The 15882-nt window shown below is 66.3% G+C and carries 18 protein-coding genes; 9 read left to right on the top strand and 9 right to left on the bottom strand.

Going from position 1 to position 15882, the window contains the following annotated elements:
- The first annotated feature begins 7 nt into the window (after positions 1-7).
- Genes IWX78_RS13040 through IWX78_RS13030 form a run of 3 tightly spaced genes read left to right on the top strand, consistent with a single transcriptional unit; the run spans position 8 to position 2878 of the window.
- Positions 8-1432: a dihydrolipoyl dehydrogenase family protein gene (locus IWX78_RS13040; RefSeq protein WP_196833967.1), complete on the top strand. Its 1425-nt coding sequence runs from the start codon at positions 8-10 to the stop codon at positions 1430-1432.
- Positions 1429-1818: a Fe-S oxidoreductase gene (locus tag IWX78_RS13035; RefSeq protein WP_196833966.1), complete on the top strand. Its 390-nt coding sequence runs from the start codon at positions 1429-1431 to the stop codon at positions 1816-1818. Before IWX78_RS13040 ends, IWX78_RS13035 begins: the two co-directional genes overlap by 4 nt.
- A gap of 22 nt (positions 1819-1840) precedes the next feature.
- Positions 1841-2878: an LLM class flavin-dependent oxidoreductase gene (locus IWX78_RS13030; protein WP_334684734.1), complete on the top strand. Its 1038-nt coding sequence runs from the start codon at positions 1841-1843 to the stop codon at positions 2876-2878.
- A gap of 30 nt (positions 2879-2908) precedes the next feature.
- Here the strand turns inward: IWX78_RS13030 and IWX78_RS13025 are convergent, their stop codons facing one another.
- The gene (locus IWX78_RS13025; protein WP_196833965.1) at positions 2909-3736 is read right to left on the bottom strand and encodes an aldo/keto reductase; all 828 of its coding nucleotides are present in this window, start codon (positions 3734-3736) and stop codon (positions 2909-2911) included.
- Between the two features lie 89 nt (positions 3737-3825).
- Here IWX78_RS13025 and IWX78_RS13020 point away from each other — a divergent pair, with 89 nt between their 5' ends.
- A complete protein-coding gene (locus tag IWX78_RS13020; RefSeq protein WP_196833964.1) occupies positions 3826-5445 on the top strand; it encodes an HNH endonuclease signature motif containing protein in 1620 nt (539 codons plus the stop codon).
- Positions 5446-5515: 70 nt separating this feature from the next.
- Here IWX78_RS13020 and IWX78_RS13015 read toward each other — a convergent pair whose 3' ends face one another.
- From IWX78_RS13015 to IWX78_RS13005, 3 genes are all read right to left on the bottom strand, one after another.
- On the bottom strand, positions 5516-5989 hold the full coding sequence (locus tag IWX78_RS13015) for an SIP domain-containing protein (RefSeq protein ID WP_196833963.1): 474 nt from the start codon (positions 5987-5989) through the stop codon (positions 5516-5518).
- Between the two features lie 98 nt (positions 5990-6087).
- Positions 6088-6555, bottom strand: coding sequence for a carboxymuconolactone decarboxylase family protein (locus tag IWX78_RS13010; RefSeq protein ID WP_196833962.1), 468 nt, complete (start codon positions 6553-6555; stop codon positions 6088-6090).
- A 34-nt stretch (positions 6556-6589) separates the two neighbouring features.
- Positions 6590-8029 carry an amidase gene (locus IWX78_RS13005; RefSeq protein ID WP_196833961.1) on the bottom strand — a complete coding sequence of 480 codons (1440 nt, stop codon included), beginning with the start codon at positions 8027-8029 and terminating at the stop codon, positions 6590-6592.
- An 80-nt stretch (positions 8030-8109) separates the two neighbouring features.
- Here IWX78_RS13005 and IWX78_RS13000 point away from each other — a divergent pair, with 80 nt between their 5' ends.
- From IWX78_RS13000 to IWX78_RS12990, 3 genes are read left to right on the top strand one after another with little or no spacing between them, the layout of a single operon-like run.
- On the top strand, positions 8110-8505 hold the full coding sequence (locus IWX78_RS13000; protein ID WP_196833960.1) for a GntR family transcriptional regulator: 396 nt from the start codon (positions 8110-8112) through the stop codon (positions 8503-8505).
- Positions 8502-9416 (top strand): ABC transporter ATP-binding protein, encoded by a 915-nt coding sequence (locus tag IWX78_RS12995; protein ID WP_196833959.1) that lies wholly within the window; start codon positions 8502-8504, stop codon positions 9414-9416. Before IWX78_RS13000 ends, IWX78_RS12995 begins: the two co-directional genes overlap by 4 nt.
- On the top strand, positions 9413-10198 hold the full coding sequence (locus tag IWX78_RS12990; RefSeq protein WP_334684733.1) for a hypothetical protein: 786 nt from the start codon (positions 9413-9415) through the stop codon (positions 10196-10198). The genes IWX78_RS12995 and IWX78_RS12990 overlap by 4 nt, the downstream gene beginning before the upstream one ends.
- Before the next feature lie 46 nt (positions 10199-10244).
- Here IWX78_RS12990 and IWX78_RS12985 read toward each other — a convergent pair whose 3' ends face one another.
- From IWX78_RS12985 to IWX78_RS12965, 5 genes are read right to left on the bottom strand one after another with little or no spacing between them, the layout of a single operon-like run.
- Positions 10245-10616: a hypothetical protein gene (locus IWX78_RS12985; protein ID WP_196833958.1), complete on the bottom strand. Its 372-nt coding sequence runs from the start codon at positions 10614-10616 to the stop codon at positions 10245-10247.
- Positions 10617-10648: 32 nt separating this feature from the next.
- A complete protein-coding gene (locus IWX78_RS12980; RefSeq protein WP_196833957.1) occupies positions 10649-11227 on the bottom strand; it encodes a GNAT family N-acetyltransferase in 579 nt (192 codons plus the stop codon).
- A gap of 35 nt (positions 11228-11262) precedes the next feature.
- On the bottom strand, positions 11263-11973 hold the full coding sequence (locus IWX78_RS12975; RefSeq protein ID WP_196833956.1) for a uracil-DNA glycosylase: 711 nt from the start codon (positions 11971-11973) through the stop codon (positions 11263-11265).
- A complete protein-coding gene (locus tag IWX78_RS12970) occupies positions 11970-12695 on the bottom strand; it encodes a Type 1 glutamine amidotransferase-like domain-containing protein (RefSeq protein WP_196833955.1) in 726 nt (241 codons plus the stop codon). Before IWX78_RS12970 ends, IWX78_RS12975 begins: the two co-directional genes overlap by 4 nt.
- A 9-nt stretch (positions 12696-12704) precedes the next feature.
- Complete coding sequence (locus IWX78_RS12965; protein ID WP_196833954.1) at positions 12705-13217, bottom strand: phosphoribosyltransferase; 513 nt, start codon at positions 13215-13217, stop codon at positions 12705-12707.
- Positions 13218-13281: 64 nt separating this feature from the next.
- On the opposite strand from IWX78_RS12965, the gene IWX78_RS12960 reads away from it, so the two are divergent.
- A complete protein-coding gene (locus IWX78_RS12960) occupies positions 13282-14499 on the top strand; it encodes a benzoate/H(+) symporter BenE family transporter (protein WP_334684732.1) in 1218 nt (405 codons plus the stop codon).
- The gene (locus IWX78_RS12955; RefSeq protein WP_196833953.1) at positions 14496-15782 is read left to right on the top strand and encodes a GNAT family N-acetyltransferase; all 1287 of its coding nucleotides are present in this window, start codon (positions 14496-14498) and stop codon (positions 15780-15782) included. The genes IWX78_RS12960 and IWX78_RS12955 overlap by 4 nt, the downstream gene beginning before the upstream one ends.
- Positions 15783-15882: the final 100 nt, after the last annotated feature.

Raw genomic sequence — 15882 nt, 5'->3', positions numbered from 1 at the left:
TCGGACCATGACCGACACCGAGTATGACCTCATCGTCCTGGGCGCTGGACCGGTCGGCGAGAACGTGGCCGATTACGCCACCAAAGCCGGCCTCTCCTGCGTGATCGTGGAGAGTGAACTCGTCGGCGGTGACTGCTCCTTCTGGGCGTGCGTCCCGTCGAAGGCGCTGCTCCGCCCTCCGGCCGCTGTCGACGCCGCCCGCCGGGTCCGCGGCGCGAAGGAGGCCGTGACCGGACCGGTCGACGTCGGGGCCGTGCTCGGCCGCCGCGACTACTGGGTGAACGACTGGGACGACTCAGGATCCCTGCCCTGGCTCGAGGAGAGCGGCATTGCGCTGGTCAGGGGCCATGGCCGGCTGACCGGGATCCGGACGGTCGATGTGACCACGCCGAACGACGGGATCGTCACCCTCACCGCGAGGCACGCCGTCGCCATCGCCACTGGCTCTGCCGCGCTCATCCCCGACATTCCCGGGCTTCGGGATGCCGTCCCCTGGACGAGCAGGGAGGCGACGGCGGTGAAAACCGTCCCAGACTCGATCGCGATCATCGGCGGAGGGGTCGTCGCCGCCGAAATGGCGACGCTGTACGCGGCACTCGGCTCGACGGTCACCGTGATCGCCCGCAGCGGCTTGCTCGCCGGGCTCGAAGACATCGCTGTCGCAGCGGTGTCGAAGAGTCTCGAGGCGGCAGGCGCAAGGCTGCTCCAGGACGTCCCGGTCGCTGTCGAACGATCGGGCGACGGCGTCTCGATCACCCTCGACTCCGGAACATCGGTGACAGCGGCCGAGGTTCTCGTCGCGACCGGACGCACACCACGGACGACAGACATCGGCCTCGAAACCGTTGGACTCACACCGGGCGCGTGGCTCGACGTCGACGATTCGCTCCTGGTCACCGGCGTCGACGGAGGCTGGCTCTACGGAGTCGGTGATGTCAACCACCGGGTGCTCCTCACCCACCAGGGCAAGTACCAGGGGCGCGCGGCGGGGACCGTCATCGGGGCACGAGCTGCCGGCGACGATTCCGAGCCGGCAGCGTGGAGCGACCGGGCGGCATCCGCTGACCACGAACGCGTTCCGAGCGTCATCTTCACCGACCCGCAGGTCGCCTCGATCGGTCTCACCGCTGCGGCCGCGACGAAGGCGGGATACCGCACTCGGGTCGTCGACTACGACTTCGCCGGAGTGTCAGGCGCCGGACTGCACTCGGATGACTACGAGGGTGCTGCACGGGCGGTCGTCGACGAAGACCGCGGCGTGCTTCTCGGGGTCACTTTCGTCGGCCAGGATGTCGGTGAGCTGCTCCACGCGGCGACCATCGCGGTCGTCGGCGAGGTTCCGCTCAGCCGGCTCTGGCACGCGGTCCCCTCGTTCCCGACGATGAGCGAAATCTGGCTGCGGTTGCTTGAGACGTACCGGAACGAGCGATGAAGCGGATGCTCGTCGACTCCCCCGTGAGTCGGCTCGGGTACCTCTACGCCCACCTGATCGGACTGGTGTGGGGATCGATCTGGTCGACCGGGCAGGTGCAGCGGCGCAACGGTCTCTGGGTGTTCACCGGCATGCCGTCCTGGACGTTCGGCCGGGGTGGCTCCTGCGTCGGCGGGTGCTACCTGACCCGCTCCAACGTGTCGGAGGACATTCTCGAACACGAGGCAATCCACAAACGCCAGTGGCAGCGGTACGGGATGCTGTTCCCCGTTCTGTACTTTTTCGCCGGGCGGAACCCCCTGCACAACCGCTTCGAGATCGAGGCCGGACTGGAGAAGGGCGGATATCTCCGGCCGGCTCGACGACGGCGGACGGCGCGGGAATAGTCCGGAGCAGCGCGGTGTATTCATGAGTATGGAATTAGGCGTATACAGCTTCGGCGACATCCCCACCGACCCGGCGACGGGCGCACTGGTCTCCCCTGGCCAGCAACTGCGAGAGACGATCGAACGCATCACACTCGCAGACGAGGCCGGACTGGACTGGTTCGGAATCGGCGAACACCACCGACCCGAGTACTCGATCAGTTCGCCGGCGACCGTATTGGCGGCAGCGGCGACGGTGACGAAGAACATCCGGCTGTCGAGTGCCGTCACCGTGCTCTCGACCGAGGATCCGGTGCGCGTGTTCCAGCAGTTCGCCACGATCGATCAACTCACCGGGGGCCGCGCCGAGATCGCAGCCGGCCGCGGGTCGTTCATCGAATCGTTCCCGCTGTTCGGCGCGAACCTGGCCGACTACGACGACCTCTATGAAGAGAAGCTCGGGTTGCTGCTCGAACTCAACGAGAACGAGCGGGTCACCTGGCGCGGCAGATTCCGTCCGGCACTCGACGACGCGCTGATCCTGCCCCGACCGTACGGCGACAAGCTCGACATCTGGATCGCGACCGGCGGAAACCCGGAGTCATCGATGCGCGCCGGGTATCTCGGCCTGCCGATCAACTATGCGGTCATCGGTGGCTACCCCGAACAGTTCGCCCCACTTGCCGGGCTCTACCGTGAGGCCGGCGTGAAGGCCGGGCACGATGCATCCGCCCTGAAGGTCGCTGTCTCCGGCCCGGGATTCGTGGCACCGACGAGCCAGGAGGCGAAGGACACCTTCTACCCGTACTGGAAGACGTCGATGACGAAGATCGCAGCCGAGCGCGGCTTCACCGCTCCGAGCCGGCTCGGCTACGACAGCCAGACCGCACGCAGGGGTGCCATTTTCACCGGAAGCCCCAACGAGGTCGCCGACAAGATCATCGCGCTCCACGGGCATCTCGCGTACGACCGGCACGCTCTGCAAATGGACTGGTCCGGCCTGCCTCACGCCTTGGTGATGCGCTCGATCGAACTGCTCGCCACCGATGTGATGCCGCAGGTTCGCGCCGCAATCGGCTGACCGGATGCAAGCCCCTGACGGGTCGCCGACTCAGTCGAGGTCGTCGGGGTCGCGGCCCGTCCGCTCTCCGGACTCGAGGGTGGCGATCGCGGCGAGATCGGCACCGTCGAGCTCGAAACCGAAGACATCGATGTTTTCAACGATGCGTGACGGCGTCGCCGACTTGGGAATCACGACGTTTCCGAGCTGGAGGTGCCAGCGGATCACGACCTGCGCGACACTGACGTCATGCTTGTCGGCGAGAAGGTCGAGCGTGGGGTTGCCGAGGATTCCCCCGCGGGCGAGTGGCGACCACGCCTCAGTGAGGATGCCGTGCCGGTCGTGGAAGGCGCGCGCCTCCAGCTGAGGCAGCCACGGGTGCAACTCGATCTGATTCACAGCGGGCACGACGCCGGTCTCGGCGACGAGACGTTCCAGATGGTGGGGGTGAAAATTGCTCACACCGATCGAGGCGACCCGACCATCGGCCTGCAGCCGCTCGAGCGCCTTCCAGGTCTCGACGTAGCGGTCCTGGGCCGGTGCCGGCCAGTGAATGAGGTAGAGGTCGAGCACGTCGAGCCCCAACAGCGCCATGCTGGTGTCGAAAGCGCGCAGGGTCGAATCGAAGCCATGGTCGGAGTTCCACACCTTCGTGGTGACGAACAGCTGGTCGCGTTCGACCTGCGATCGTCGGATGCCCTCCCCCACTGCCTTCTCGTTGGCGTACAGGGCGGCCGTATCGAGATGGCGGTACCCGGCGTCGATGGCCGTGGTGACGACATCCGCGGCGATGCGATCCGAGACCTTGTACACACCGAGACCGAGCTGCGGAATGGTGTGGCCGTCGTTCAGAGTTCGGGTCGGGATGTCGGATGCCATGGCTCCATTATCGCGACAGCCTCGACGAGTTCTCCACCGAACACTCGAACATACTTTCTAATTTTGGTTATCTGCGGTAAAATCGAGGCATGGCGAAGATGTCAGATCAGGTCAGGGAGATCGCACAGAGCGTGTGCGATCGACTGGCTCTGTTCGAGGCGAGGATCGAGCAGACTGCCCCGGAACCGTGGGCTTCGGTCAGCAGCGAGCCGGGTGGCGTGGCAGGTTCCGTCGATCCCGGCCCCTCCATCTCGCGGCCGCTCTCCACGGTTATCGACGAAGCATCAGACCACGAACTGCAAGACCTCCTGCGAGACGCCGCGCGAGCCCGCTCCGAGTTCGACGCCATCATCGCGGCTGGCGCCGGAGTGGTCGCCAAGCGTTCGGAGCGCGCGCTCGGTTATGCCGGCCTTGCCCAGTCGACTGGCGACCGGACAGCCGTCGACATGGTGCAGCGCCTCACGGGGTCGACGCGCACTGAGGCGTTCAGACAGGTGAAGCTCGGCGGCGCGATGGGCGAGGCGGATGCTGCGACGATCGCCGCAGCCGGCATCGCGCCATCCCCGACCGACGCGCCTCCTGTGATCGACGCTGACGGTGTCGGCGGCACCACTCCAGATCCCGGGTCTGGCCGCCCTGTGCCCCCGTGGTATGAGCCAGTCACCCGGGCCGCACGCGACGGCGTGATCCGCACCGAAGCGGTAACGGTCATCATGCGCGGGCTCGGCGAGCCGAACGAGCGACTCGATACCGAGTCACTTCGCCAAGCGGCTGAGGAGATCGTCTCCTCAGCTGTCGGCGTCCATGCCGACGAGCTGGGTCGCCGGGCCAGGCAGCTCCGTGATGCGATCGATCCAGACGGAGTCACCATTCGCTGGGATCAGCGCTATCAGAATCGAACCTGGCGGTTCGGGCGCAACGAACACGGCGCCAGAACCGCATGGGTGCAATTCGACGAAGAATCAGCAGCCTGGGCCGACGCGATCGTCGGCGCGGCGATGCGTCCCCGCCGCGGTGGTCCCCGCTTCGTCGACCCGGCCGATGCCGAACGGGCCGACAAGCTCAGGCTCGACCCGCGCAGCAACGACCAGCTCGTCTTCGACCTCATGATGGATCTGCTCAAGGCCGGGTCAGAGGCAGACCCGACCCTCGCATTCGGTTCGCGCCAGCCAGGGGTTCGCGTGATCGTGACGCAGAAGAATCACGCTCCCGCCGTCTCGACCGGCTCGGTCGGATATCTCGAAGACACCGGCGAGGCCGTCCCCCTGAGCTTTATCGGTCGTCAGAAGTGCGTCAGCGGAACGACCGTCATCACCGTCGACGGCGCAGGAACTCCCCTCGACGTCGGCCGCGAGCAACGGCTGTTCACCCCGAAACAGCGCATCGCTCTCGCACTGCGCGATGGGGGCTGCCGCATGCTCGACTGTGATCGGCCACCGTCCTACACCGAGGCGCATCACATCAATGAATGGTGCGCAGAAGACGGCACGACCGATCTCGCCGACGGAATCCTCCTCTGCCGGTACTGTCACATGCTCCTTCACAACAACGGCTGGAAGATCGTCCGGGTCGACACCGACTACTTCGCCATCCCGCCGCCGGGGATCGACCCGTTCGAGCGGCCCATACCGCTCCCGTCGAAATCACCGCAGGGGCTCCAGCGCGACTTGGAGCGAGCTGGCGCCGAACGGTGGGCACACTCCGAGTGACAGCAGAGACGATCAGCGGGTTGCTCACGAGGACCCACTTTTCGCACCAGGAAGAGCAAAGCTGCTGAGGTCAGCGCACAGCACCGAGTCGATATGCGGGAGGGGTCTGGACGACGTCGGCAGCGACGCCAAGCCCTGTTGTGAGGTAATCGTGCGACTCGGCAACGCCCCGGTAGTGTCCCCCCAGCCAGACGTGCACCTCTTCCGGGTGCTCGCAGAGCATCTCGCCGGCCCACGCCCGAACAGCTCGGGACGCCGCTTCTCCGGGAGCGCAGCCACGACCCGTCCCGGGAGCACCAGAACGACGCGACCGAGGAAGCCAGGTAACCGTCATTCGCGGAGGAGCGCTGAGAACGCCGACCGCATCCTCATCGGCGACCTCGACGAACACGCGCCCGGTTGCGCACAACGGAAGAGTTGTGAGTACTGCTTCGAGCTCCGGGAGCGCTGATTCGTCACCGGCGATGAGGAACTGGACGCGATGCTTGTGGTTCGCTTCGTTCGCTGTGTGACCGGAATGGTCGGCGCGGGTCTGTACGGTCATGTCCCTTCCAGTATAGGCAAGCCTTACCTGAATAGGCCACACCGATCGGCCGCTGCCCAGCCCGCTCACAGCCGAGTCGAGCAGACGACCACACCGCCTCAGGACTCTTCGGGATCGACGAGATACCTGCTGGTCACGGCGATGCGATTGAATGCATTGATCGAGACGATGACCCACGACAGGGTGGCGAACTCGACCTCGTCGAAGACGTCACGGGCTGCCTCATACACGTCATCGGGCACGTGACCATCGGCGACGAGCGTGATCGCTTCGGTCAGTGCGAGCGCCGCCCGCTCCCGCTCCGAATACAGTCCCGCTTCACGCCAGGCCGAGAGGACCGTCAACCGCTCGGCCGTCTCACCCAGGGCCATCGCCTTCCGGGTGTGAACCCGCAGACAATACGCACACGCGTTGATCTGCGACGCCCGCATCTGCACGAGCTCTGACAGCAGCGGCTCGATACCCGCGTCCCGCGCCAGCTGGCCGACCTCGGCCGACAGCGCTGCGAGCTTCGCGTACGCGGTCGGCCGAGTCTTCGAAAGGTGCACGCGGGCGGCAGTCGTCATGGAACCATTCTGTGGCATCTGCCCTCGAACGGCGTCACGTTTCTCGAGCGGCGATCGCCGGCGTCCGGTGCTGCCACCGGATTCGGCGCTCGAGCTGGCTCCCCAGCGACAGCAACGTCGACTCACCGCCCGGCCGGCCGATCAGCTGGATTCCCATCGGGAGCCCGTCTGCGGTCTCCGAAACGGGCAGCGTGATCGCCGGAAGCCCGGCGACGTTCACCAGCGACGTGAACGGCGAATACTGGCACTGCTGCACGAAGTTCCGGTCAGCGTCTTCGGTGTCGAACCAGCCGATCGGCCGAGGCGTCTGGGCCAACGTCGGCGTGATCACCGCATCGAACGCCGAGAACTGGGCGATGACGCTGCGCTCGAATGCCGACAGGGTGGCGAGCGTTTCGGCGACTTCCCGCGCCCCGAGCTCGCGACCGGAACGCACCAGGTGCCTCGTCACCGGCTCCAGAAGCTCCAACCGGTCGTCGTCGACCGGAATCGTCGCCGCAGAGATGCGCCAGAGCCGTCGGAATGCGTCGAGGTACACCCCATCGTGTTCGAGGGCGAGGTCGTCGATGCCATGACCCATCGCAGCCAGATGAGCGAGGGCGATACTGACCGCAGCGGATGCCTCAGGAGCGACCTCGATATCGATCGACTCCTCGAAGGGCGAATTGGCGAGCACCCCGATGGAGTACCTGCCTTCTCCGCGAACAGCGGCACCGAGCAGGTCTCCGTCGTTCTCATCCGGAGCCCGAAGAGCGAAGTGATGGTCGATCTGTCCGTTACGGCGTCCGATCATCGCGTCCAGGAGCAGAGCGGCATCCGTCACTGAGCGCGCCAGCGGGCCCTTGACCGCAAGTCCGCCGAGCGAGTCGATACCCGAGCCAGCCGGAACCAGACCGCGTGACGGCTTGATCCCGACGAGACCGCAGGCTGCTGCCGGAATGCGGATCGACCCGCCGCCGTCACTCCCGGGAGCAAACGGAAGGAGCCGGGCGGCCACCGCCGCGGCGGCTCCCCCGCTCGAACCTCCCGCGCCGAGTGCCGTGTCCCAGGGGTTCCTGGCGGGAGGAGCCACCAGCGACTCGGTGTAGCCATGCATGCCGAACTCGGGGGTGTTGGTCTTGCCGAGGCTGACCGCCCCGGCACCGTCGAGCACCTCGACGATCTCGTCCGACCGGGGCGAGATCGTACCGGCGAACGCCCGCGAGCCGAAGCCGGTGGCGACCCCGCGCCTCATCGTCAGGTCTTTGTCTCCGAGCGGAAGGCCCCAGAGTGCGCTCGTCCGCGGCACAGTGCGCTCCAGGTCCTCGGCGCGCCGAAGGGCGGCATCCCTCGTCACCGTGACAAATGCGCCGAGCTCGGGGTTCAGAGCGTCGATGCGGTCGAGATAGTGACGGGTCAGCTCCTGCGGCGAGACTTCGCCCCGCTGGAGCGCCAGCCACTGGTCGAGGGCGCTGAGTTCATGCAATTCGGTCACACCCCGAGCCTAAGCCCGGGAAAATTCGGGCGCAGGCCTTGACATGCCGCCCGCCACGGTGTTGGTTAGTTACTGAACTAATGAACCACGTAAGCTCATCGACCGGAGGTGCCGTGATCGACGAAGGCAAACCCATCTTTCTGCAGATTGCCGAACAGATCGAGAACGACATCATCGCGGGCTCGATCGCGGAGGAGAGCCAGGTGCCGTCGACCAACGAATTCGCCGCGTTCCACCGCATCAATCCGGCAACCGCAGGCAAGGGGGTGAACCGCCTTGTCGACGACGGAATTCTCTACAAGAAGAGAGGCATCGGCATGTTCGTCGCCGCAGGCGCCCGCGCCAGGCTCATCGACGCCCGCAAGACCCGATTTCGGGACGAATTCATCCGTCCCCTGATCGCGGAAGCGGCAAAACTCGGAATCGATCCCGACCAGCTCACAGAAATGATCTCAACGGAAGGCGTTTCAGCATGACCTCCCCCTCGACACATCCCTCGGACCCGGTCATCAGCGTTCGGGGACTCACCAAGCGTTTCGGCAAGGTCACTGCGGTGAACCAGGCCAGCTTCGACATCGAACGCCACTCGATCACCGGGCTGCTCGGCAGAAACGGGGCGGGCAAGACCACCATCATGCAGGTGCTCACCGGCCAGGATTTTGCCACATCCGGAGATGTGCGGGTCTTCGGCGAACGCCCGGCCGAAAACGCACGCGTGCTTCGGCAGATGTCGTTCATCAAGGAGAGCCAGCGCTACCCGGACGATTTCCAGCCGAAGCACGTGTTTGCCAGCGCCCCGTGGTTCTTCGAAAACTGGGACGCCGATTTCGCGAGCAGGCTGATCGACGAGTTCCGGCTCCCCGTCGCCCGCCGGATCAAGAAGCTGTCTCGTGGTCAGCTCTCCGCCGTCGGCGTGATCGTCGGCCTGGCCTCGCGCGCTCCGCTCACCTTCTTCGACGGGCCCTACCTCGGGCTGGACGCCGTCGCACGCCAGCTGTTCTACGACCGACTTCTCGAGGACTACGCCCAGCACCCCCGAACCGTTGTGCTCTCCACACACCTGATCGACGAAGTGTCCCAGCTGCTCGAGCATGTTCTCGTCATCGACCAGGGGTCGATCATCATCGACGAACCCGCCGAATCCCTGCGGGGGTCCGCCACAACAGTCGTCGGGATGACAGGCGCTGTCGAGGCTTTCGTCGGCGGCCGCGAGATCCTCCACCGCGACGGCATCGGCGGGCTGCTCTCCGTCACCATCGGCGCGCTGACCGCGGAGGAGCGACGAACGGCTGCACAGGCCGGCCTCGAGCTCTCCCCCGTTTCGCTTCAACAGCTCATCGTTCGCCGGACCAACGTCCCCGAGAAGGAATTCGAGAACCAGTCATGACCACCGTGTCTCCCCGAACATCCGCTTCGCCGACGCAGGCGCCCGCTCCCGCGCCCGCGAACCGGATCTGGAACGCCGCGCGCCTCAACTTCGTCAACAAGTGGACCGTCTGCTGGATCCCGCTGATGATCCTGTTCTTCATCTGGCTGGTGAATCTGGCCATCTGGTGGATCATCAGCGCCAGTGTCACCGGATCGGACCGTCAGGATGCCCTCGACGGCACGCAGTGGAGCGGAGCATCGCTGTACATCTTCGTGTACACGCTCGTCATCGCCGTCCAGGCCATGAACGCCACCTTCGCCTACGCACTCGGTCTCAGCCTGAGCAGGCGCGAGTTCTACCTCGGCACGTCCATCGCGCTCGGTCTGCTCTCCCTCTGCTACGGCGCCGCCCTCACCGGCCTGTCGTACCTGGAGCAGTGGACGAATGGGTGGGGCGTCGGCGGCCACATGTTCACCTCGTTCTACTTCGGCACAGGGCCCGTGTGGGAACGGCTCTTCGTCTTCACCGCTGCTCTGCTGTTTTTCTCGTTCATCGGCGTTCTCAGCGGCACGGTGTTCATGCGCTGGAGGACGAACGGGCTGCTCCTCACCACTGCCCTGAGCATCGTGCTGGTCGTCGGAGCGCTCGCCCTTGTCACGCTGACGCAGAGCTGGCCCCGGGTGGGCGAGTGGTTCGTCACCTCCGGCCCTGCCGGTGTGGTGGCCTGGACGCTGATCCCCACCGTCCTCGCCGCCGTGGCCGGATACGGCATCCTCAGCAGAGCCACCTCGCGGGGCTGAGCTCCACGCTCAGGGCACACTCCACGAGAAGAGCCGGAGATCCCGATCAGTCTTCGAGTTCGGCGGCCAGTTCGGTGAGGAGACGGCCGAAGACGTGCGCCGACTGGGCGATCGACTTGCGTCCGGTGAGCGGTCCGGCCCAGTGGGCGGTCTGGGCGACGTTGATCAGTTCGTGCTCGACCCGCGCACCGGCCGGTGACGGGAGAACCCGGTACTCTCCGCGATACCACCAGCCACCCTGCACGATGAGGAGGCGCTCGGCGTCATCAGCAGTGAATGCCGTCACCTCCGGGTCAGGAGGGCTCAGTCTCTGTTTGATGGCGGCATAGACAGCCGCCGGATCGGCATGGATCTCCCCGGCGTATGCACGAAGCACGGTGCTCTTGGCCGGGCGGTCGTGTGGTGCTGATGTCGGCATGCGGCCACGTTATCGCAGCCTCGCGGCATCCGTTACTTCAGTGACTTCTGCAGGAGCACGGTTCCGAGCCAGCGTTCGAACTTGAAGCCGACGCGGCCCATTCGGCCGATCTCGGTGAACCCGAAGGACTCGTGGAGCGCTATGGATGCCTCGGCGCCCTTGTCGCTGATCACCGCGAGGATTTCCTTGAGCCCGGCCGCCCTGGACCGCTCGATCAGTTCGGCGAGGAGCACCCGGCCGAGCCCTTTTCCGGTGGATGCCGGACCGAGGTAGATCGAATTCTCGACGGTGAAACGGTACGCCCGTTTCTCTTTCCAGGGGGAGACAAGCGCGTAGCCGAGGATGACCTTGTTCGGCGACTCGGCGACGATGAACGGCATCCCGAGCTTCTGGAGGTGCGCGAACTTCGATTTCCACTTCGCCAGCGACATCTTGTCTTCGTCGAACGTCACAACGCTGTTCGCCACGTAGTAGTTGTAGATCTCACGGATGTGGGGGAGGTCGGCCAGCTCAGCATCTCGAATGGTGAAGAGGAAAGGAGCCTCCGGCTCCGGTTTTTTCCGCAGGTGGGACGGCAGTTGTCTGCGGGGCTGATATTCCTCTTCAAGCACGGTTCAAGCGTAGACGACGGCGCGCTGAGACGGAGTTACCAGAGCCCGCCTGATCCGAGGTTCCAGTCGATCGGGGCAGCACCCTGCTCCTGCAGGCGTTCGTTCGTGCGCGAGAACGGCCGCGAACCGAAGAAGCCCCGGCTGGCCGACAGCGGACTCGGGTGAGCACTGGCGACGATGGGGGTGTCGCCGAGCAGCGGCTCGAGTGTCTGCGCATCCTTTCCCCAGAGGATCGCGACCAACGGGCGCCTGCGCGCAACGAGGGTTCGAACGGCAAGGTCGGTCACGGCCTCCCAGCCGATCCGCCGATGAGAGCCGGCCTCGCCCGCTCGCACGGTGAGCACCCGGTTGAGGAGCATCACCCCGTTCTCCGCCCACCCGGTCAGGTCGCCGGAATCCGGCGTGTCAACGCCGAGATCGTCTGCGAGTTCGCGGTAGATGTTGCCGAGACTCCGCGGCAGTGGCCTGACCCGGGAATCGACAGCGAAGGAGAGTCCGATGGGATGACCCGGGGTCGGGTACGGGTCCTGTCCGACCACGAGCACGGCGACATCGGAGAGCGGAGCAGCGAAGGCACGGAGGATGTTCTGCGAGGCAGGGAGAACCGTCGTTCCGGCTGCGGTTTCCGCGTCGAGCGTGCGGGCGATCTCGTCGAGCTGCGACTGCGCCGGTTCGAGGGCCGCAGCCCACCCTGGATCGATCTGCCCGGACCTCGCCAGCCGCGGCAGGTCGAAATCGATGGTCATGAACCGGCGAGCGACGAGACGCGGACCCCGGCTTCCGTCGGGAGAACCTGCCACACGTTGCCGGTTCCGACAACCCGAAGCGCACCTTCACCGACGACGAACCCGGTGTTCTCGTCGATCGCAATGCCTCCGGCGACCAGCCCGGCTTCCGTCGCGGCGATCAGTCGTGACAGGGTGCCCTCCTGCACGGCATGAACGTCGACCGAGATATCGATGAGCCCGATGCCGTTCTCCACCCTCACCTCGTCGAGATCTTCCGAGCCGCTCTCCGGGCTCACTTCGACGCCGCCGATCCGCCAGCCACCGATCACGGCGTGCTCCGAGGCGATCGCTGACCCGGCGCTGAAACCGAGGTACGGGACTCCGGCTGCGACCTGGCGGCGGATCTCGCCGAAAACAGGCTGCAGCACCTCGAGGTAGGCGGGTGTCAGCCCACCGCCGATCAGGATGCCGTGGACGTCGGCGAGCGCCGCAGCGACCGCCCGGTCGCCGAGACCGAGCGCGGTGACCACTGCGTCGAAGTCGCCCGCGGGAGTCGCCGCCGCGATCAGGGCATCCGCGTGTTCCGCTCCGTCGCCGTCGCGAACGACGATCACGGCGATCCGTGGCCGCCCTTCGGCACCGGTCGCCGTCGCACGTTCGGCTGCTTCAGCCAGGAAAGGGGCGTAGACCGCCCCGTCGTTCGTCGCGGACCAACCGCCGCCGACCAGGTGCACACTCATGGTTCGAGCCTACGGGGCGATCACCGGCGGGTGCGCTGACCAGGGGAAGGTGATCCACTTGTCGGTATCGCGCCAGACGTAGTCGGGTACGAGAACCGTGCGGGGTTTCGAGTAGAGAGTAAGCGTCTTGACCGTCGCCCCATGCTCCGTGAGCAACTCGAGCACCATGGCGAGGGTTCGTCCGGAATCCGAGACGTCGTCGACGAGCAGCACATTCTTGCCGGTCAGGGCCGGAGCGTCGAGCAGCGGCGGATGCAGCACGGGCTCGGGCAGACGCTCATCGATGTCGGTGTAGAACTCGACGTTGATACTGCCGCAGTTCTTCGTCCCGAGCGCGTAAGCGATCGCACCGGCGAGGAGCAGCCCGCCGCGGGCGACGGCCACGACGATGTCGACGCTGAAACCAGAGTCGACGACGACCGTCGCCAGCTCACGGGATGCCGAGCCGAATTCATCCCAGCCGAGAACCTCACGCTCGGGCGGGAAGGCTGCCGGCAGGGTGCTCGAGTCGGGGTTCGTCATGGAATCACGCTACAGCGATTCTCGGGTGCAGCCGTGCAGCCGTGCAGTCGAGTGGCGCGGGCGGATGAGCCCGGCCACAATGAGATCGTGGCCGGTCGGCCGCCCAGCATCCGCCCCTGAAGGACCCGCCATTCTCCAGCCCATCTCCGCCGGAATCGTCGCGGCCATCACCGGATTCGCTTCCTCGTTCGCACTCGTCATCGCGGGCCTCCAGGCCGTCGGTGCCACCGATGACCAGGCCTCGTCCGGGCTTCTCGCGCTCTGCCTCGTCGTCGGCATCCTGTGTATCGTGCTGACCTGGCTGCTCCGCATCCCGATCTCATTCGCGTGGTCGACGCCGGGGGCAGCACTCCTGCTCGCCGCCGGATCCGGTGGGGCAAGCTTCGCCTCAGCCGTCGGCGCCTTTCTCGTCTGCGCGCTCCTTCTCGTTGTGTGCGGGCTCTGGCCGCCGCTCGCGAACGCCATCACCCGCATCCCGAAACCGATCGCGTCTGCCATGCTTGCCGGCATCCTGTTCCCGATCTGTCTTGCACCGGTCCAGGCCTCCGTCGAGCTGCCGTTGCTCGGGTTGCCGATCGTGCTGACCTGGTTGCTGCTCTACCGGTTCGCCCCACGCTGGGCCGTGCCAGGAGCCATGACAGTGGCGGCGATCGCCATCGCCGTCACCGCCGGCACCGAGTGGCTCTCGGCAACCACCGTGGCGCCACAGCTGGTCTTCGTCGCACCTGCCTTCGACCCCGCCGTGATCCTCGGCCTCGGCGTTCCACTCTTCGTCGTGACCATGGCGGGGCAGAACGTGCCTGGGGTCGTCGTCATGTCGACCTTCGGCTACACCGTGCCCACCAGGGCCGCCCTGGTCGGATCGGGAGCGGCATCGGGAGTCGGTGCGCTTTTCGGCGGCCATGTCGTCAACCTCGCTGCGATCACGGCAGCCCTCATGGCCAGCCCTGAGTCCCATCCAGACAGGGAGAAACGCTGGATCGCCTCGTTCACCGCCGGGATCGCGTACCTGATTCTCGGGCTCGGCGCCGGTGTAGCGACAGCGCTGGTCGGTGCGGCGCCGCCGATCATCATCACGGCCGTCGCCGGGTTGGCCGTGCTCGGAGCGCTCGTGGCCTCTCTGACCGGTGCTCTCGAAAACACCGAGTCCCGGCTGGCAGCCATCGCAACGTTCCTCGTCGTGGCGTCAGGCATCGTGGTGATCGGGGTCGGCAGCGCGTTCTGGGGCCTTCTCGTCGGAGCCGTCGTGCTCCTCGTGACACGGCGTAAGGTGTCGGCGTGACCACCATCGATGAACTCTACGAATTCCGTCGCTTCTCCGCCTCAGGCAGCGAGGTCGACGATCACACGCGGGGCTGGCTGCAGGCCGACGCCCAGGGCTTCCACGCGAAGTCGTACACCGAGGAGTCGCTCAGCCGCGTCTCTGCCGGGCTCGTCACCGACGCACAGACGCTCACCGGCGCATACGCTCGCAGCCGCCAGGACTCATCACTGGGGGCTGAGTACCCGGTGGCGACGTTCGCCTCGTTCGCCAAGTCGCTCACCGTCGGCGGCGGCAGGATGCTCCCCGCCCACCTCATCTCAGCGGTGACCGTGCGACCCACCCATCGTCGGCGGGGTCTGCTGCGCCGGATGATGACGGACAACCTGGCGACAGCGGCAGCCGACGGGTTCGCGGTCGCCGCGCTCACGGCATCCGAGGCATCCATCTACCGTCGGTTCGGATTCGGCCCAGCCGTCTGGCATCACGCTGTCTCGCTCAAGACAGACGCGGGCTTCCGCCTGCTCACGGTGCCCACCGGGAGTGCCGACTGGGCGCACGCGAAGGACCTCGCGGAGATCGGGCCCAGGATCTTCGAACGGTTCCACACCGCTCAGCCCGGCTCGGTGGACCGTCACGTCGGCATCTGGCAGCACATCACCGGACTCGCCGACAACGACGGACAAGAAGACCGAAGCATCCGGGCTGCTCTGCACTACGACGAAGCCGGAGAGGTCGACGGCTACGTGTCGTACCGCTTCAGCGGCTGGGAGACCGAGAAACGCGCCGTCAAGGTCGTGGACTTCGTTGCCGCCGATGACAACGCCGCGCTCGGACTGTGGCAGTACCTGGCGTCGATCGACCTCGTCGACACCGTCACCTGGAACATGGGTCGCAGCGACGAGCCGCTCGCCTGGGCACTCGACGATCCGCGCCGGCTCACCGTCACCGGCGTTGACGACTGGTTGTGGCTGCGCATCCTCGACGTTCCGCAGGCCCTCGAGGCCCGACCGTATTCCGCAGACGGCGAACTCGTGCTGCGTGTCACCGATGAGCTGGGGCATGCTTCCGGTGTCTTCCGGCTGGCGGTCACGGATGGCGTCGCCCAGGTCACGACGGACGACCGCGCCCGGCCGAACCTCGAGCTCGACGCCTGGGTGCTCGGTTCGCTGTACCTCGGAGGGGCTGACCCGGTGTCTGTGGCGGCGGGCGGGCAACTGGTCGAGCGCACCCCTGGTGCTGTCGCAGCCCTTCGCACCCTTCTGGCGGCCGACCGGCCGGTGTACGGCATCACCCCGTTCTGATCCCGAGCCGTGCTCGCTGAACCCTGCTGGAGCGGCTGCAAATTCAGGAGATTCTGCCGACACGCCGTGCTGAGACCACTCCCACACGGCGTGTCGCATC

It is taken from the genome of Mycetocola sp. CAN_C7 (assembly GCF_015752285.1).
Classification (GTDB): Bacteria; Actinomycetota; Actinomycetes; order Actinomycetales; family Microbacteriaceae; genus Mycetocola_A.
This window is presented reverse-complemented; position numbering and strand designations above follow the sequence as displayed.